This is a genomic window from Pseudonocardia sp. ICBG601 (genome assembly GCF_020496245.1).
On record NZ_JAHLJA010000040.1, the window covers coordinates 44,897 to 62,809 of the forward strand.

A 17,913-nucleotide genomic window follows, 5' to 3' on the forward strand; every position below is an offset into this window, starting at 1 on the left:
CGACGAGTGCGTGCCCGCCCTCGTGGGCGATCGTGACCGCGGTCCGCGTCAGCCGCCAGGTCGGCCGCCACGCGACGACCACCAGTGCCAGCAGCGCGGCCAGCAGCGACGCCGGCCGGGCCGCGACGAGCTCGTACCCGCGGGTGATCACGTCCAGGTCTGCCACGGCCCCAGTGAACCAGCGGGGTCCGGTCAGACCGCGCCGAGGATCTCCTCGACCGCCGCCAGCGCCGAGTCGGTGTCCTCGGCCAGGTACATGAGGTCGACGAAGGCGTGGTCGACGTCGGTGTCGGTGCCGACCCGGCGCACCAGCGCGGCCGCGTCGGCGGCGGTCTCCCCCGGCTTCGGGTTCACCCGCAGCACCGCGCCGACCGCGTCGGCGGGGCGGCCCGCCTCGGCCGCCGCGGCGCGCAGGTCCGCCCAGGGCGCCGAGACCGCGGCGTCGAGGTCGGTGACGTCGGAGGTGACGACCGGCAGGAACCCGTCGGCCCGTTCGGCGATCCGCCGCCGCGCCCGGGGGCTGAACCCGGCGAGGTAGACCGGCACGTGCTGCGGCCTGGCGTGCACGTGCGACGGTGCGACGCTCGCGAAGCGGCCGGTGAACTCCACCGGGTCGTCGTGCCACCAGGCGTCGAACAGGTCGAGGGTCTCGTCGAGCCGGGCGCCGCGCTCGCGCATCGGGACACCCACGGCGTCGTACTCCTCGGGCGACCAGCCTGTGCCGAGCCCCAGCAGCAGCCGGCCGCCGGACAGGTTGTCGATCGTCGCCGCCTGCCGGGCCAGCAGCGCCGCCGGGTACCAGGGTGCGTTGAGCGTGCTGGTACCGAGCTGCACCCGCTCGGTGACCGCGGCCGCAGCGGTCAGCAGCGCCAGCGGGTCGTGCGCGGCGGTGAACTGCTCGGGCACGCTGCCCGGGCCGCCGGGCCCGCCGCCGTAGCCGACCGTCGGGTCGACGGCCACCAGCAGCCGGTCGCCGGCCCACAGGCTCGCCGCGCCGCGCTCCTCGGCGCCCGCGGCGAACCGCATGGTCCCGTCCACGTGGGCAGCGGCCGCACCGAACTGCGGGATCCCGAATCCGATTCGCACTTGACCTCCAGTCGCTGGAACCCCCGAGGCTGTACCCCGTGACCGCACCACGTACCGATGACCACCTTGTCACGCTGACGATCGGGCAGCTCGCCCGGCGCAGCGAGGTTCCCGTGCGCACGCTCCGCTTCTGGTCCGACGAGGGGCTCGTCCCCGCCGACCGCAACGGCGCGGGCCACCGGGTCTACGGACCGGCCGCGGTCGCACGGCTCGATCTCGTGCGCACCCTGCGCGAGCTCGGGCTGGGCCTGGACGACGTGCGCGCCGTGCTGTCCCGCCGACGGGGGGTCGGCGAGATCGCGGCGGCACACGTCCGGGCCCTGGACGACCGGATCCGGGAGCTGCGGGCGCAACGCGCGGTGTGCACGTTGCTGGCCCGCACCGGAGACGGCGACACCCCACCCGACGAACGGAGCGTGACCCTGATGAACGACCTCGCCCGGCTGTCCGCGGCCCAGCGGCAGCACCTGATCGACGACTTCGTGAACGAGGCCTTCGCCGGCGTCGACGCCGACGCGCCCGGCGCGGGCATCGCCACCGCGATGCGGTCGATGCCGGCGGAGCTGCCCGACGACCCGACCCCCGAGCAGGTCGGGGCCTGGGTGGAGCTGGCCGAGCTCGTCGGCGACCCGGGCTTCCGGGCCCGCTGCCGGGAGATGGCCGTCGCCGGCGCCACCGTCTCCGAGCACCGCGAGCGGCAGGCCGACCCGGCCGCGGTGGCCGAACACGCCGGCGGCGCACTCGCCGCGGGGGTCGACCCGGCCTCCCCCGCGGCGGCCGTGGCGCTGGAGCGGATCCCCGGCGTCGCCGGGCTCTCGGTGGCCGATCGGGCCGCCCGGGCGGACACGGTCGACCTTTTCGCCGACCGCCGCGTCGAGCGCTACTGGACGCTGCTCGGTGTCCTCAACGGGTGGCCGGCCCGGGAGCCGACGATCCCGGCGTTCGAGTGGTTCGCCGCCGCCCTGCGCGCCGCACCGGTCGGTCAGTCCTCGGACCAGCCGTAGAACACCCGCTCGACGACGGCGCGGGCCCGCCGCGTGACGCGCTTGTAGTCGTCGAGGAACTCCCCCGGGTCGCCGCCCGCCGGGTACCCGAGCGCGACGGCGACGGCGGCCAGCTCACGCCCCGAACGCGGGAGCTGGTCGCCGGGCTTGCCCTTCACCAGCATGATCGCGTTGCGGGCCGCGGTGGCGGTGCGCCAGCCCTCCTCCAGCTCGGCGGCGTCCTCGGCGCCGATCAGACCGGCCTCCGCGGCCTCGTGCAGCCCCTCCAGCGTCGAGGGGGTGCGCAGCTCGGGGATGTCGCCCGCGTGCTGGAGCTGCAGCAGCTGCACCGTCCACTCGACGTCGGCGAGCCCGCCCAGGCCCAGCTTCGTGTGGGTGGAGCGGTCCGCGCCACGGGGCAACCGCTCGGCGTCGACCCGGGCCTTGATCCGCCGGATCTCCGACACCGACGCCGCCGACAGCCCGTCCGCCGGGTAACGGATCGGGTCGACCAGCGCGGTGAACTCGCGGCCCAGCGTCCGGTCCCCCGCGATCGGCCGGGCCCGCAGCAGCGCCTGGGCCTCCCACACCTCGCCCCAGCGGGCGTAGTACTCGCGGTAGGAGGCCAGGGTGCGCACCATCGGCCCGGAGCGACCCTCCGGGCGCAGGTCCGCGTCGACCGGCAGCGCGGGGTCCGGGCTCGGCGAGCCCAGCAGCCGTCGCACCCGTTCGACGACGCGGGTCGCCCACCGCACCGCGGTGTGGTCGTCGACCCCCTCGGCCGGCGCGCAGACGAACATGACGTCGGCATCGCTGCCGTAGCTCGACTCCCCACCGCCGAGACGGCCCATCCCGATCACCGCCAGGGCGGCCGGGCGCTCGGTCTCGGCGCGGAGCACCGCGTCCAGGTCGCGGCCAGCACCGCCTCGTTCACCGAGTTCAGCGCCGTGCAGACGGCGTCGACCGGCAGCAGGCCGAGCAGGTCGGCGCAGGCGACCCGCAGCATCTCGTGCCGGCGGTAGGACCGCGCCGACGCCACCGCGATCTCCGGTGTGGCCTGCCGGGCCACGGTGGTGCGCAGCGCCATCGACACCTCGGCCGGGTCCCGGGTCAGCTCCGGGCTCTGCACCCCCGAGGAGATGGCGAGCATCCGCAGCACCTCCGGAGCCCGGGCCAGCAGGTCCGGGACCAGCGCCGAGGTGCCGAGCAGGGTCATCAGGCGCTGCGCGACCGCGCCCTCGTCGCGCAGCAGCCGCAAGTACCAGGGGGTGTCGGCGAGCGCCTCGGACACCCGCCGGTAGGCGAGCAGGCCGCGGTCGGGGTCGGGGCTGGTCGAGAGCGAGTCCAGCAGCACCGGCAGCAGGGCGCGCTGGATCGACGCGGCCCGCGACACCCCGCCGGTGAGCGCCCGCAGGTGCCCCAGCGCCCCCTCCGGCGACGCCCAGCCCAGCGCCTTCATCCGTGCCTTCGCCGCCTCCGGGGTCAGCACGGCGTCGGCGCCGTCGGCGGCCAGCCGGGACACCGCCGACAGCAGCGGCCGGTAGAACAGCTTCTCGTGCAGCCGGGTCACCCGGCGGGCGTTGCGCTGCCACTCGTCGACCAGCACCCCGACGACGTCGCGGCGCCCGTCCGGGCGGATCCGCGCGGCCCTGGCGAGCCAGCGCAGGCCGTCGGTGTCGTCGACGGCCGGGAGCAGGTGGGTGCGACGCAGCTTCTGCAGCTGCAGCCGGTGCTCCAGCAGGCGCAGGAACCGGTAGGACGCGGCGAGGTTGGCTCCGTCGTCGCGGCCGACGTAGCCGCGCTCGGACAGGGCGGCCAGCGCGACCAGGGTGTTGCCCGAGTGCAGGGTGTCGTCGGTCCGGCCGTGCACCAGCTGCAGCAGCTGGACGGCGAACTCGACGTCGCGCAGCCCGCCGCGGCCGAGCTTCAGCTCGCGTTCGCGCTGATCGGAGGGGATGTTCTCGATGACCCGGGCACGCATGGCCTGTACCTCGGCGACGAAGTCGTCGCGGGTGCACGCCTGCCACACCATCGGGTCGAGGGCCTCGACGTAGGAGCGGCCCAGCTCGGGGTCCCCGGCGATCGGACGGGCCTTGAGCAGCGCCTGGAACTCCCAGGTCTTGGCCCACCGCCGGTAGTAGGACACGTGCCCGTCCAGGGTCCGCACCAGCGCACCCTGACGGCCCTCGGGGCGCAGGTTCGCGTCGACCTCGAAGCAGGCCTCCCCCGCGACGCGCATGACCCGCGACGCGAGCTTCGTCGCGGCCGGGGTGAGGTCCCGCCGGGCTCGGCGACGAACACGACGTCGACGTCGGAGACGTAGTTCAGCTCCCGGCCGCCGCACTTGCCCATGCCGATGATCGCGAGACGCAGCTCGTCCGGCGGGTCCTGCTCGGCCGCGGCCACCGCCAGCGACGCCGCCAGCGCGGCCTCGGCGAGGTCGGCGAGCTGGGCCGCGACGTCGTCGACCTCCATCACCGGCAGCTCCGGGTCCCCGACGGCGGCCAGGTCGGCCGAGGCGAGGCCGAGCAGCTCGTCGCGGTAGGCCGTACGCAGCGCGGCGACGGCCTCGGCCCCGGTCAGCGACGCCCGCGCTCCCCCGACCGTCCCCGGCGTCGGCGCATCCGGGTCGGCGCCGACCGCGCGCAGCAGGTTCGCGGTGCGCCGGGCCAGGTCCGGCGGTGGGTCCCCGCGCTCGGCGGTGTCGGCCAGCAGCGGCCAGCGGTCCGGGTGGCGGACGAGGTGGTCGCCCAGCGCCGTCGACGATCCCAGCGTCGCGAACAGCCGCCCGCGCAGCCCCCGGTCGGTGCGCAGCGCCCGGTCGATCGCGGGCCACGGGGCGGTCTGCGCCAGTCGCTCGACCGCGCGCAGCGCGAGGGACTGGTCGGGGCTGCGGGCCAGCGCCCACATGATCTCCTCGCAGCCGGGCACCGGTCCGTCGGTCGCCCACCAGCCCAGACCACGCAGGGTCGTGGCCGCGTCCTCACCGGTGAGGCCGAGCCGGGCCAGCGAGGTCCCCGTGCGACGGTCCATGACCGGTGATCCTGCCCCATCGCGGGCGGCCCTTCCCTCAGGGGCGCTCAGCGGTCAGGCTCGGGGAATGCACGTCCTGATCGTCGGTGGGGGTATCGGAGGACTGACCACGGCCCTCGCGCTGGAGCGGGCCGGGATCGGGTCCACGGTCCTCGAGCAGGGCTCCGGCGCGGGCGAGCTCGGTGTCGGGTTCAACCTGCTGCCGCACGCCGTGCGGGTCCTCGACGGGCTCGGCCTGTCCGCGGAGCTGGCCGAGGTCGGGGTCGCGACCACCGACCTCACCTACGCCCACCGGCTCGGCCGGCCGATCCTGCGCAGGCCCTGCGGGGTGGCGGCCGGGTTCGCGTTCCCGCAGGTCGCCGGGCACCGCGGCCGGGTGCACCGGATGCTCGCCGACGCCGTGCGCGCACGGCTGGGGCCCGACGCGATCCGTACCCGGCACCGGGTCGACGGCGTCGAGCGGTCCGCGGACGGCGTCCTGGTCCGGTTCACCGACGACGCGCTGCCCACCGTGACCGGCGACGTGCTGGTCGGCGCGGACGGCATCCACTCCGCGGTGCGCGCGGGCCTGTTCCCCGACGAGGGACCGCCGCACTGGAACGGGGTGTCGATGTGGCGCGGTGCGACCGACTGGCCGGCGTTCCGCGGGGGCCGCTCGATGGTCGTCGCGGGCGGGAACGCGGCCAAGCTGGTGGTCTACCCGGTCGGCGCCGGAAGCGCCCCGGGGACGGTCCTCACGAACTGGGCGGTGTGCATCGCGACCGGGGCCGACGGCGACCCCGCCCCCCAGCGTCAGGACTGGTCACGGCCCGCCGACCGCGACGAGACCCTCGCCCACGCCCGCCGCTTCCACCTCGACGACGTCGACCACCTCGCGCTGGTCGCGGCGACACCGGAGATCTTCGAGTTCCCGATGTGCGACCGCGACCCGCTGCCGCGCTGGTCGCACGGCCGGGTCACGCTGCTCGGCGACGCCGCGCACCCGATGGTCCCGATGGGCTCCAACGGCGCCGGGCAGGCGATCCTCGACGCCGAGTCCCTCGCCCGGCACCTGGCCGCGGGCGGCGACCCGGTGGCGGCGCTGGCCGCCTACGAGGCCGAGCGGCTGCCGATGACCGCCGACGTCGTGCTCCGCAACCGGGCGGGCGGGACGGAGCGGGTCATCGACGAGGTCGAGCGCCGCGCGCCCGACGGCTTCGACGACCTCGACGCGGTGATCACGCCCGGGGAGCTGGAGGAGATCTTCGCCGGCTACCACCGGGCGTCGGGCAACACCCGCTGACTAGTCGGCGCCCGGGACGCTGCCCGGGGGCAGGAAGTCGACGTCGTGCAGGGCCGACTGCCGGACGACCTCGGCCGGGTCGGTCAGGTCGTGCAGCCGGTCGAACAGGTGGGCCAGCCGGCCGGCCGGGCTCACCCAGAACAGGGCGCGCGCGTCGCCCTGCTCCTTGTTGTAGTAGGCGTGCGGCAGACCCCTGGGCATGAGGACGGTGTCGCCCGGCCCGGCCTTCTCCCACTGCCCGTCCAGGTAGAGCGTGAACACGCCGTCCAGGACGTGGATGTGCTCGTCCTGGGTGGTGTGCACGTGCGGCGGCACCCCGGTGCCCGGCGGGTCGAGGGTCTCGAAGGCGAAGCTGGTCTCGCTGACCGCCTTCGCCCAGTAGGTGTGGCCCAGCACGTTCCACACCCGCTTGTACTGGCCCTCGCCGGCCCGCGTGATGCCCTTCGGCAGCGGGCCGAGGATGATCTCTTCTTCGTCGAAGCCGCTCACAGGACCGGAAGGTACGTGGCGAGCTCGTGCGGTGTCACGTTCCGGCGGTAGGCGTCCCACTCGGACCGCTTGTTGCGCAGGAAGAAGTCGAACACGTGCTCGCCGAGGTACTCGGCGACGAGCTCGCTCTTCTCCATGACGTCGAGCGCCTCGGTGAGGTTCTGCGGGAGCAGCTCGTAGCCCAGCGCCCGGCGCTCGGTGTCGGTCAGGGCCCACACGTCGTCCTCGGTGGGCGGGGGCAGCTCGTAGCCCTTCTGGATGCCGGTGAGTCCGGCGCCCAGGATGACCGCGTAGGCGAGGTAGGGGTTGCACGCGGAGTCCAGGGTGCGGACCTCCACCCGGCGCGACGACGACTTGCCCGGCGAGTACATCGGGACCCGGACCAGCGCGGAGCGGTTCGCGTGGCCCCAGGACACCGCGGTCGGGGCCTCGCCGCCGGTGATGAGGCGCTTGTAGGAGTTGACCCACTGGTTGGTGACGGCGGTGATCTCCCGGGCGTGCTTGAGCACCCCGGCGACGAACGCCTTGCCGGTCGCGGACAGCTCGTAGGGGTCGTCCGGGTCGTGGAAGGCGTTGTGGTCGCCCTCGAAGAGCGAGAAGTGGGTGTGCATCGCCGAGCCGGGGTGCTCGGAGAACGGCTTGGGCATGAACGAGGCCCGCACGCCCTGGGTGAGCGCGACCTCCTTCACGACGTAGCGGAACGTCATGAGGTTGTCGGCCATGGTCAGCGCGTCGGCGTAGCGCAGGTCGATCTCCTGCTGGCCGGGGCCGCCCTCGTGGTGGGAGAACTCCACCGAGATGCCCATCGACTCCAGCGTCTCGATGGTGTTGCGCCGGAAGTGCGGGGCGACGTCGTGGCTGGCCTGGTCGAAGTAGCCGCCGGAGTCCGCCGGGACGGGCCGGCTGCCGTCGCCGGGCAGGTCGCGGAGCAGGTAGAACTCGATCTCCGGGTGCACGTAGCAGGTGAACCCGGCCTCGCCGGCCTTGTTCAGCGCGCGGGTCAGCACGTGGCGCGGGTCGGCCCAGGACGGCGACCCGTCGGGCATGGCGATGTCGCAGAACATCCGCGCCGAGTAGTGCTCGCCCGAGGCGGTCTCCCAGGGCAGGACCTGGAACGTCGACGGGTCGGGCTTGGCGACCATGTCGGACTCGTAGACGCGCGCGAAACCCTCGATGGCCGAGCCGTCGAAGCCGATGCCCTCGGCGAAGGCGCCCTCCAGCTCGGCCGGGGCCACCGCCACCGACTTGAGGTAGCCGAGCACGTCCGTGAACCAGAGACGGACGAAACGGATGTCGCGTTCCTCGAGCGTGCGGAGCACGAACTCCTGCTGGCGGTCCATGCGGCGGAGCCTAGGAAGCCCGTGTTACACGGATGTTTCGGGAGTGTGCGGCCGACCCGGTCGTGGTCGCCCGCACACCCCCGGCGACGGCCCTCAGCTGGGCGCGAGCGTGCACTCCGCGCCCTGCGGCGGGAGCGTGAGGTTCACCAGATAGTCGATCGCGAGCTTGTCGGTGCACGCGTCACCCTGCAGCGATGCGGTGTGCTGGTTGCCGTTGACCTTGATCAGGCTGCCGTTCAGCTGCTGCGCCAGGTCGACCCCGGCCTGGTACGGCGTGGCCGGGTCACCGGTGACCGACACCACGACGACCGGCGGGAGCCCGTCGACCTTCGGCGTGTGCGGCTCGCTGGTGGGCGGGACCGGCCAGAACGCACACGCGTCGCGGGCGCCGACCGGGCCGCGGCCGGTGGAGCGGAACGGTGCGGCCTCGTCGGCCCGCTTCGCCAGCTCCAGTGCCTCCGACGGCTCCGTGATCGCCGGCTGGTTGACACAGCTGATCGCCTGGAAGGCCTGCAGCATGTTGGAGTAGCGGCCCTGCTCGTCGCGCTCGTAGTAGAGGTCGGCCAGGCGCATCAGCAGGTCGCCGTTGCCGTTCGCGACCTGCGAGATCCCCTGCTGCAGCGCCGGCCACAGCTGGGACACGTACAGCGCCTGGCTGACCCCGGTCTGGGCGTCGGAGAAGCTCAGGATGCGCCCGTCGCCCACCCGCGCGGGCCGGTCGATCAACGGGCGCATGATCGCCTGGAACGCCTGGGTCGCCTTCGCGGGGTCGGTGCCCAGCGGGCAGCCGGGGCGGCTGGTGCAGTCCTTGGCGAAGTTGTCGAACGCGAGCTGGAACCCGGCGTTCTGCTTCACCGTGGAGTCGATGGTCGACTGCGTGGGGTCGATCGCGCCGTCGAGCAGCAGCGCGCGGACGTTCTGCGGGAACGCCTCGGCGTAGGCGGTGCCGAGCTCGGTGCCGTAGGAGAAGCCGGCGTAGGTCATCTTCTGGTCGCCGACGGCGGCCCGCATGACGTCCATGTCCTTCGCGACGTCGCGGGTGCCCACGTTGGCCAGCACGTCGGCGCCGGTGCGCTGGGTGCAGCGCTCGGCGAACTGACGGCTGTCGGCCTCGGCGGCGGCGATCCCGGCGGGCGAGGGGTCGGCGAAGACCTTCGTGCGCTCCTCGTCGTTCTCGGCGTCGGTGAGGCACTGGATCCGCGGCTGGCTGGCTCCGGTGCCGCGCGGGTCGAACCCGACCAGGTCGAACCGGTCGCCCAGGCCGTTGGTGGCCCAGGTGGCGGCCTGGCGCGCGACGAACGAGGTGCCCGAGGCGCCGGGGCCGCCCGGGTCGGCGAACAGCGAGCCGATCTTCGCGCCGGTCGCCTTCTTGCGCAGCAGCGCGATCTGCATGGTCTTCCCGTCGCCGGGCTGCGCGTAGTCCTGCGGGACGGTCACCCGGGTGCAGTCGAACTGCGGGTCGGCGTAGGTCTGCGCGTCGGCCGCGGTGGGGGCGTAGTCGTTGCAGGGCCCCCACTGCAGCTGCTGGTCGTAGAACTGCGCGAGCTCCGGCGGGTTCTGCGCGGCCTGCGACCGGTCACCGGTGCCCGCGTCGGCGCACGCACCGACCAGGACGAGGGTCGCGGCGCCGAGCACGGCGAGCGCGGCCGGGCGCATCCGCCGGCCGGCCGGGGCCGGTGCCTCTGGTCGGTGGGCACGTGGTCGCAACAGCCGAGGGAGCATGACCGTGAGCATGCCACCGACCTCCGACGGTGACCGGTCGCGGGTCACGGCGCGGGTGAGGGTGCCCACACCACGGGGCGGTCCGGGCCCTGCGCTGCCACCCTGGCGTCCGCCATCGACGGCGAACCCGGGGACCCACGACCAGCGTGGGCCTCGAGGCACGGAAGGAGCTCACCGGTGAGCACACAGGAGAGCGGAGAGGTGGCGGCCCCGTACCGGGCGCCCGCGACCCCGCCGAAGCGGACCCGCGTCCACCACCTGCTGCAGTGGAAGCAGGAGGGTCGGCGCTGGCCGATGCTGACCGCCTACGACGTCTACTCCGCCGAGATCTTCGACGACGCCGGCATCCCGGTGCTGCTCGTCGGCGACTCCGCGGGCAACAACGTGTTCGGCCACGACAACACCATCCCGGTCACGGTCGACGACCTGATCCCGCTGACCCGGGCCGTGGTGCGCGGCGCCCGCAGCGCGCTCGTCGTCGCCGACCTGCCGTTCGGGAGCTACCAGATCTCCCCCGCGCAGGCGCAGGAGACGGCGTTCCGGTTCATGAAGGAGGGCGGGGCGCACGCGGTCAAGCTCGAGGGCGGTGCGCGGTTCGCGCCGCAGGTCGAGGCGCTCACCGCGTCCGGTGTGCCGGTGATGGGCCACCTCGGGTTCACCCCGCAGAGCGAGCACGCGCTGGGCGGGTTCCGCATCCAGGGCCGCGGCGACGCCGCCGACCGGCTCGTCGAGGACGCGCTGGCCGTGCAGGAGGCGGGCGCGTTCGCCGTCGTGCTGGAGATGGTGCCCGCCGACGTCGCCAAGCGGGTGACCGGGGAGCTGCGCATCCCGACCGTCGGGATCGGCGCGGGACCCGACTGCGACGCCCAGGTGCTCGTCTGGTCGGACATGGCCGGGATGAACCGCGGGAAGGTGCCGCGCTTCGTCAAGAAGTACGCGGAGCTGGGCTCGGCGCTGCACGACGCCGCGGCCGCGTTCGCCGCCGACGTGGCGCACGGCGAGTACCCCGCCGAGGAGCACAGCTACCGCTGAGCCGGACCGGGGCCCCGGCGCGCGTCGCCGGGGCCCCACCGGCCCGCGCCGGTCCGAGCCGGTCCGAGCCGGTCCGCGCCGGTCCGCGCCGGTCCGCATCGACCCGCTCCGGCGTGCGGCTCCGCCGTGTCCGCGTCGGCCCGCGGGTCAGCCGGTCCGCGGGTCAGCCGGTCCGCGCCGGCCCGCGGGTCATATGGTCCGCCTCCGCCCACGGGTCGGCCGGACCGCGGGTCAGCCGGTCCCGCGTGGCACCGGGTGCCCGAGCCCCGGGATGCCGCCGCCCGCGCGGTGGCGGGCCAGCATCCGGTCCGCGGGGGTCTCCCGGCGCGCCAGCCGCCGGTCCAGCGACGCCAGCCGCGCGAGGTGGGCGTCGTCGCCGGCCAGTGCCGCGGTCGCGGCGTCGAGGACGGCCTGGGACCCCACCCGGACCGCCGCGTCCGACCAGCCCCGCAGCGCCGAGCGGCGGTGCGCCGCCGCGTCCGGGGTGCGACGACGGCCGGGCAGCGTGTCGTCGCGCAGCAGGCCGGTCAGAAGGCTCAGCAGCGCCGCGGGCAGCTCGGTGCCCACACCCTCGGCGGGCTCCTCCCCCACGACCACCGGGACGGCGTCGAACGCCTTGAACTCGATCCGCCCCACCTCGCCGGGGATGCCCGCGTGCCGCACCAGGCTGGGGTCGGTCGCCAGCAGCGGGGCGCCGGGCGGCAGGTACGCCAGCGCGGCGGGGCGCGGGCCGGTCCGGCGTGCGGTGCGCGCCGACAGCCCGCCCCACGGACGGCCGTCGCGGAACGGTGAGGAGAACGACCACGGCACCAGGTACGGGCTGTAGAAGGTCAGCTTTGCCGCCGCGTCGGCCAGCACACGGGGATCGGTCCCCGACTCCGGGAACGACAGGTTCAGGTCCGGGCCCCAGGTGACCATGTGCAGGTGGGAGGTCCGCTCCTCCGGCGAGGCCGCCATCAGGGCCCGCTCGTGGGCGTTGGGCGGCGGGTCCAGCCGGTAGGCCGACAGCTCGGGGTGGTGGCCGAACGCGACCGGTCGCAGCCCGTGCCGGGCGGCGACCCCGGACAGGGTGACGGCGTCGGCGGCCAGCGCGTCGACGGCGGCCTCGACCGAGTCGTGCACGCAGGTCCGGATCTCGATGCCCTTGGGCTCGAACCGGAGCAGCTCGCCGTCGGGGTCGAGACGCTCGTAGCCCTCGGCGTACCAGCGCTTGCAGCGGATGCCGGCGTCGCCGATCCGCAGGTCCGACTGGTCGTCGGGCAGCTCCGGCAGCTCGTCGACGACGGCCGCGACCTCCGCGTGGGTCAGCGACCGGTGGTCGGCGACCGTCCCGTCGTCCCGCAGCAGCGCGAGCTCGTGCTCGAGCCCGTAGCGCGCCTCGCCCCGCATCGCTGACCCCCGGTCCCCGTCCCGGCACATGACGTTACCGACGCCGGGCCGGGCGCCGGCTGTGATCCGTCCCGTCTGCTCCTCACCCGTTCCGCCCTGGACAACCCCGCGACGAACGGTCAGCCTGGTGATGGCGGCCACGTCCACCAGGTGGCCGGGACCCGGAGCACACGGGAGGCGTCATGAGGCTGGGCCGCAAGATCTCCGAGGGATTCGCCGTGGACCACGAGGCCGACCGGGTGGCCGACGCCCAGGAGCGCCCGCGTCCGGGGCGCACCGTCGAGCCCGAGTTCACCGAGTGGACGCCGGCGCTCGACCAGCCGGCGCACTCGGGGTCCCGCGAGGACTGACCGGGTGCGCGGGCTGTTCCGCCGAACCCCGCTGGAGTACCCGACCGGCCCGCTGGAGGGCCACAAGCTGGCCTTCCCCATGCTGTCCGCGGACGGCACGACGGCGGGCTTCAGCGGTGTGACACTCGGGCGGGCGCACGTCTACCGCACCGTCGACGACGCGGTGTGCGCGCACGGTTGCCGGCACGCCTGCCCGTCGCGGTGGTGCGACTGCGGCTTCTACTGCTTCCACACCGCCGACGACGCCCGCGAGCTGGCGTGTGCGCCCGAGCACCAGGGCGCGGTCCTGCTCGAGGTGGCCGCCTCCGGCCGGTTCCGCCGCTACGAGCTGGGCCTGCGTTACGCCCGGCAGCGGGTGCGCACGGTCCGGATGCGACCGTGCCGCTGCGGGGCACGGGTCGCGGTGCTGGCCGACACCGGCTCCGGGCAGCACGGCTGGCGCCGGCTGGAACCGGTGTGCCTGCGCTGCGCCGGGGCGCGTCCGGTGCTGTCGGCGCAGCGCTTCGCCGAGCTGGCCGAGCTCACCCTGCTGCCCGACGACGTCGCGGCGGGCCCGCTGACGACACCCGACGCGGCGGGGTTCGGCGAGCGCCCCGACCCGCACGGGGACGAGGCGGCCGACGGGGTGATCGGCGACCCGGTCGCTGCCGCGGGCGCGGTCGCCGTGCTCACCGCGGAGATGGCGCTGCTGCAGGCCCGGCTCGACGAGATGGCCCGCCAGCTCGGCCGGGCCACCGCGCGCCTGGACGAGCTCGAGGGCCGCGACCGGCCCGCGGCGGAGCCGGGGTCAGAGCCAGACCGGTAGCGGCGGCGGGATCTTCCCGTCGGCGTCGCGCAGCCCCTTGTCGAACGGGCGGCCCAGCAGCCAGGCCATGATGTCGTGCGCCTTGCCGCGGACCGTGCCGAGATCACGCGGCTCGGCCCCGTCCGGCCCGGCGGGCCCCGGACCGAACTCCAGCGTCGCGCCGGTGCGGACCTCCTCCAGCCGCACGTGCGGGCAGCCGGGCTTGCGCTCCAGCCGCGCGACCACGTCGGCGACCAGCACCTCCCGCATGGGGATCGGCAGGTCCTTGAACGAGGCGCCGACGTCGAGGTCGACGGCGTGGATCCACACCTCGCGGGCCCGGTTCCACGGCACCGCCGTCACCGGCATCTCGACGCCCTGCGGGTTGCGCACGGTCGCCGACCACGCCTTCTCCGGCATCGCGCGGACCGCATCGGCGAGCCGGTCGGAGGAGGCGATGACGTCGGCGCGGATCTCCTCGGAGCTGCGCCCGGCGCCGGCCTCGATGTCGGCGTCGCGGGACGCGAGGTCGGCGTAGGCCGGGGTCTCGACACCGGTCCGCGCCCAGGTCAGCAGGTTGACCATGGCGTCGGCGTTGCGGGCGAGGTGGGTGAGCACGTGCGCGCGGGTCCAGCCCGGCAGTGCCGACGGGGCGCGGAACGCCTCGCCCGCCATCCGGGTCATCAGCCCGCGCAGGTGGGCCTGACCGTCGCCGGCCCAGGCCAGTGCGTCACTCACCGGCGGCGGGACGACGGCACGGCCGTCCCCGGGTGGGTGTCCGGACGTCACCGCACGGCCCGGCACACGTTGCGGCACTCGCCGATCCCCTCCACCGCGGTGACGATCTCGGCGCCGTCGGTGAGGTAGCGCGGAGGCGTGCGTGCGTCGCCGACACCGCCCGGGGTGCCGGTGGCGATGACGTCGCCGGGGTTGAGTGTGAGGATCTCCGACAGGTAGACCACCAGGTCCACCGCGCCGAACACGAGCTGGTCGGTCGTGGAGTCCTGCATGGTCTCCCCGGACAGCTCCGAGGAGATCCGCAGCGCGCCGCCGGCAGCCGGGTCGGCGGGCAGCTCGTCGGGCGTCACCAGCACCGGCCCGAGCGGCGTCGAGTGCTCCCAGGTCTTGCCCTGCAGGAACTGCTTCGTGCGCCGCTGGTAGTCCCGCATCGACACGTCGTTGAGCACGGTGTACCCGGCGATGGCGGCGGCCGCAGCCTCGCGGTCGGCGCGGCGGACCGAACGCCCGATGACGGCGGCCAGCTCGGCCTCGTAGTCCACGCGGTCGGACTGCTCGGGCAGCTCGATCTCGTCGTACGCGCCGATCAGGGCAGGTGCGTACTTGCCGAAGACCGTGGGGTACTCGGGCAGCTCGTTGCCCATCTCGAGCACGTGGTCGCGGTAGTTCAACCCGATGCAGATGATCTTCTCGGGCGACGGGACCAGCGGCGCGTAGTCCAGGCCCGCGGTCTCGTGCACCGGGCCGGCGGCGCCCGCGGCGTGCTCGGCCCAGTCGGGACGCTCCAGCAGCGCCCGCACGTCCGCCTCCCCCGTCTCGACGGCGGTGTCGCCGTCGACGCGCACCGCCCGGTGCCCGGTCGCGGTCCGGATCGTCGCGAGCCTCATCGTGCGGGTGCCTCCCGGTATCGGTTGCCGTCCGGCGAGAGTCTGCGCCACCGGGGGCCGCGGAACAGTCGGGGGGTGGGTTGGCGCGCGTCCCGGCCGGTGGACGCGCCGAACTCACCCGTACGGGCGATTCCGCGACGGAGCGCGACCCCCGTTCCGCCGGCCCGGCGACAGCGACGGCCCCGTCCGGGAACCGCCCCCGCCGTCGCGCCGCCACCCGCCCCGCCCGCCCGGCGGCGTGGCGCTCCGCAACCACACCCGCTGTCCGGCATCCACACCCGTTGCAGCAGGTGTGGATGCCGGACAGCGGGTGTGGATCCGCCACGGCGTCACCGGCCCGGGCCGGTGCCGGGTCAGATCGCGGCGTCGTCCTCGGCGCCACCGCCGCGCACCGGAAGGTCGTCGAAGACCGCGGGCGGCTCCCGCCACGCCTGCTCCGGCTCCCCGGCGCGGGCCGCACTGACCGCCCGCCACACCCGCTCGGGGGTGCAGGGCAGGTCGATGTGCCGCACACCCAGGTCCGACAGCGCGTCGACCACGGCGTTCTGCACCGCGGGCGTCGACCCGATCGTCGCGGACTCGCCGATGCCCTTGGCGCCGAGCGAGTTGAGCGGGGTCGGGGTCTCGGTCGTCGAGGTCTCGAAGGAGAACAGGTCGGCCGCGGTCGGGATCGTGTAGGCGGCGAGGCTGGAGGTCAGCGGCTGGCCCTGGTCGTCGAACAGGACCTCCTCGTGCAGCGCCTGCGCGACGCCCTGGGCGAGTCCGCCGTGTTGCTGGCCCTCCACGAGCAGCGGGTTCAGGATCCGCCCGCAGTCGTCGACGGCGACGTGCCGGAGCGGCGTGACCCGCCCGGTCTCGGTGTCGACCTCGACGACCGATAGGTGCGCCCCGAACGGGAAGGTCGCGCCGTCCTGCGCGGAGTCGAGGCCGACGTGCAGCTCCTCCCCCGTGGCCTCGGCCTGCCGGTGCACGTCGCTCCAGCTCACGGTCGGCCCGCCGGGCACCCCGGCGACCCCGAAGGTGCCGTCGCCGGTGATCTCGACGTCCTCCGCGGCGGCCTCCAGCAGGTGCGCGGCGAGCTTGCGGGCCCGCTCGTGGAGCTCGTGCGCGGCCTCGGACACCGCGGTCCCGCCGAGCTGCAGCGACCGCGAGCCGCCGGTCCCGGCGCCGCGCGGGACGAGCGCGGTGTCGGACTGGACGTAGCGGATCCGGTCCATCGGGATGCCGAGCCGGTCCGACACCAGCATCGCGAACGAGGTCGCGTGTCCCTGACCGTGCGCCGAGGTGCCCGCCGACACCGTCGCCGAGCCGTCGGCGTGCACGGTCACCGAGCCGTACTCGCCACCCCCGCCACCCGCGGTGACCTCGACGTAGACCGCGATGCCGATGCCCAGGCGCACCGGGTCGCCCGCCTCGCGGCGGCGGGCCTGCTCGGCACGCAGCTCGTCGTAGCCGGCGATGCGCAGCGCCTCGCGCAGCGGCAGGTCGTAGTCGCCGACGTCGTACCGGGCGCCGGTCGGGGTGGTGTAGGGGAAGACGTCGGGCGCGAGCAGATTCCGCCGGCGCAGCTCGACCGGGTCGATGCCCAGCTCGACGGCGGCGAGGTCGACCAGGCGCTCCAGGTGGGCGGCGGCCTCGGGGCGCCCCGCGACGCGGAAGGCGCCCATCGGGGTGGTGTTGGTCAGCGCGGAGACGGCGTCGTAGCGCAGGTTCGTGATGTCGTAGACGCCGGTCGCCATGAGGTAGGTCGTGCGCAGCGGGAGCGCGCCGCCGAACCCGGCGTAGGCCCCGGAGTCGCCGACGACCTGCACGCGCAGGCCGGTCATCCGGCCGTCGCGGGTGAGGCCGAGCTCGTAGTAGCCGACCTGTCCGCGGCCGTGCGGCATCGAGACGAGGTTCTCCGAGCGGGTCTCGATCCAGGCCAGCGGCCGCCCGAGGGCCCGGGCGGCGACGACGGTCGCGGTGTGCTCGGCGAGTACCCCGGCCTTCGCGCCGAACCCGCCGCCGACGTGCGGGGCGATCACCCGGACCTGCTCGGGCTCCAGCCCGGTCAGCCCGGCGAGCTGGGTGCGGAAGCCGTGCGGCATCTGGGTGGAGACGTGCACGGTCAGCGGGAAGTCGGTGGTCGTCGGGTCAGCGACGATCGCGTTGCCCTCCATCGGGACGGCCGCGACGCGCTGGTTCACCATCCGCGCGCGGACGACGACCTCCGCGCCCTGCAGCGGGTCGCCGGTCCCCCGCTCGCCCGCGGCGAGGTTGCTGCCCTGGTCGGGGAACTGCAGCGGGGCGTCGTCGGCGAGCGCGGCCTCGATGTCGGTGACCGCGGGCAGCGGGTCGTAGTCGACCTCGACGAGCTCGGTGGCGTCGACGGCGGCGGCGCGGCTCTCGGCGACGACCAGTGCCACCGCCTCGCCGACGAACCGGACCCGGTCGGTCGCCAGCGGCGGGCGCGGCAGCGCGGGGTTGAGGACCATCAGGCCGTGGTGGGCGGGCAGGTCGAGGTCGGCCGCGGTGTACACGGCGAGGACGCCGGGCGCGGCCGCGGCCGCGGTGGTGTCGATGCCGGTCAGCAGCGCGTGCGCCACCGGCGAGCGGACGAACGCGACGTGGGCGAGGCCCGCCGGTGCGTCGGCACCGAGGACCAGGTTCCCGACGAAGGTGCTCGCACCGGTGATCAGGTCGGCGTCCTCGACGCGGCGGACGGAGGTTCCCAGGATCGAGCCAGGCATGTGGTCCACACTACAACACTAACCGGAGGGTCATCCGCTTAGTGCGTCTCACACGTCGCCTGCGTCTCC

Annotated in this window: 13 protein-coding genes and 2 pseudogenes; 5 read left to right on the plus strand and 10 right to left on the minus strand. The window is 74.9% G+C overall.

The window, feature by feature from the left end; translation table 11 throughout:
* Positions 1–46: 46 nt before the first annotated feature.
* Together KPL57_RS72170 and KPL57_RS15000 are read right to left on the minus strand one after the other, a co-directional pair.
* A pseudogene (locus tag KPL57_RS72170) lies at positions 47–166 on the minus strand (M50 family peptidase); the annotation flags it as partial.
* A gap of 26 nt (positions 167–192) precedes the next feature.
* Positions 193–1,137 (minus strand): TIGR03619 family F420-dependent LLM class oxidoreductase, encoded by a 945-nt coding sequence (locus KPL57_RS15000; protein ID WP_308252878.1) that lies wholly within the window; start codon positions 1,135–1,137, stop codon positions 193–195.
* On the opposite strand from KPL57_RS15000, the gene KPL57_RS15005 reads away from it, so the two are divergent.
* Positions 1,125–2,090: a MerR family transcriptional regulator gene (locus KPL57_RS15005; protein WP_226352089.1), complete on the plus strand. Its 966-nt coding sequence runs from the start codon at positions 1,125–1,127 to the stop codon at positions 2,088–2,090. The two genes, KPL57_RS15000 and KPL57_RS15005, sit on opposite strands and share 13 nt — an antisense overlap.
* Here the strand turns inward: KPL57_RS15005 and KPL57_RS15010 are convergent.
* Positions 2,069–5,102 (minus strand): annotated as a pseudogene (locus KPL57_RS15010) (bifunctional [glutamine synthetase] adenylyltransferase/[glutamine synthetase]-adenylyl-L-tyrosine phosphorylase). The gene KPL57_RS15005 and the pseudogene KPL57_RS15010 sit on opposite strands and share 22 nt — an antisense overlap.
* 67 nt (positions 5,103–5,169) lie before the next feature.
* Here KPL57_RS15010 and KPL57_RS15015 point away from each other — a divergent pair.
* Complete coding sequence (locus KPL57_RS15015) at positions 5,170–6,384, plus strand: FAD-dependent monooxygenase (protein ID WP_226352090.1); 1,215 nt, start codon at positions 5,170–5,172, stop codon at positions 6,382–6,384.
* Here the strand turns inward: KPL57_RS15015 and KPL57_RS15020 are convergent, their stop codons facing one another.
* From KPL57_RS15020 to KPL57_RS15030, 3 genes are all read right to left on the minus strand, one after another.
* Entirely contained in the window at positions 6,385–6,873 is a 489-nt protein-coding gene (locus tag KPL57_RS15020; RefSeq protein WP_020626665.1) for a cupin domain-containing protein, read from the minus strand.
* On the minus strand, positions 6,870–8,213 hold the full coding sequence (locus KPL57_RS15025) for a glutamine synthetase family protein (protein ID WP_075307103.1): 1,344 nt from the start codon (positions 8,211–8,213) through the stop codon (positions 6,870–6,872). Before KPL57_RS15025 ends, KPL57_RS15020 begins: the two co-directional genes overlap by 4 nt.
* Positions 8,214–8,306: 93 nt before the next feature.
* Positions 8,307–9,935, minus strand: a complete 1,629-nt coding sequence (locus KPL57_RS15030) for an alpha/beta hydrolase (protein ID WP_226352091.1) — start codon at positions 9,933–9,935, stop codon at positions 8,307–8,309.
* A gap of 177 nt (positions 9,936–10,112) precedes the next feature.
* Here KPL57_RS15030 and panB point away from each other — a divergent pair, with 177 nt between their 5' ends.
* Positions 10,113–10,967 (plus strand): 3-methyl-2-oxobutanoate hydroxymethyltransferase, encoded by an 855-nt coding sequence (gene panB, locus KPL57_RS15035; protein ID WP_075307105.1) that lies wholly within the window; start codon positions 10,113–10,115, stop codon positions 10,965–10,967.
* A gap of 231 nt (positions 10,968–11,198) precedes the next feature.
* Here the strand turns inward: panB and KPL57_RS15040 are convergent, their stop codons facing one another.
* Entirely contained in the window at positions 11,199–12,356 is a 1,158-nt protein-coding gene (locus KPL57_RS15040; RefSeq protein WP_226352092.1) for a glutamate-cysteine ligase family protein, read from the minus strand.
* Between the two features lie 182 nt (positions 12,357–12,538).
* On the opposite strand from KPL57_RS15040, the gene KPL57_RS15045 reads away from it, so the two are divergent.
* Entirely contained in the window at positions 12,539–12,706 is a 168-nt protein-coding gene (locus tag KPL57_RS15045; protein ID WP_226352093.1) for a hypothetical protein, read from the plus strand.
* A gap of 4 nt (positions 12,707–12,710) precedes the next feature.
* Positions 12,711–13,511, plus strand: coding sequence for a hypothetical protein (locus KPL57_RS15050; protein WP_226352094.1), 801 nt, complete (start codon positions 12,711–12,713; stop codon positions 13,509–13,511).
* On the opposite strand, the gene KPL57_RS15055 is transcribed toward KPL57_RS15050, so the two are convergent.
* From KPL57_RS15055 to KPL57_RS15065, 3 genes are all read right to left on the minus strand, one after another.
* Positions 13,494–14,228 (minus strand): maleylpyruvate isomerase family mycothiol-dependent enzyme, encoded by a 735-nt coding sequence (locus KPL57_RS15055; RefSeq protein ID WP_226352095.1) that lies wholly within the window; start codon positions 14,226–14,228, stop codon positions 13,494–13,496. The genes KPL57_RS15050 and KPL57_RS15055 overlap by 18 nt on opposite strands.
* 47 nt (positions 14,229–14,275) lie before the next feature.
* A complete protein-coding gene (locus KPL57_RS15060; protein WP_226352096.1) occupies positions 14,276–15,115 on the minus strand; it encodes a fumarylacetoacetate hydrolase family protein in 840 nt (279 codons plus the stop codon).
* Positions 15,116–15,468: 353 nt separating this feature from the next.
* Positions 15,469–17,844: a xanthine dehydrogenase family protein molybdopterin-binding subunit gene (locus KPL57_RS15065; RefSeq protein WP_226352097.1), complete on the minus strand. Its 2,376-nt coding sequence runs from the start codon at positions 17,842–17,844 to the stop codon at positions 15,469–15,471.
* Positions 17,845–17,913 lie beyond the last annotated feature (69 nt).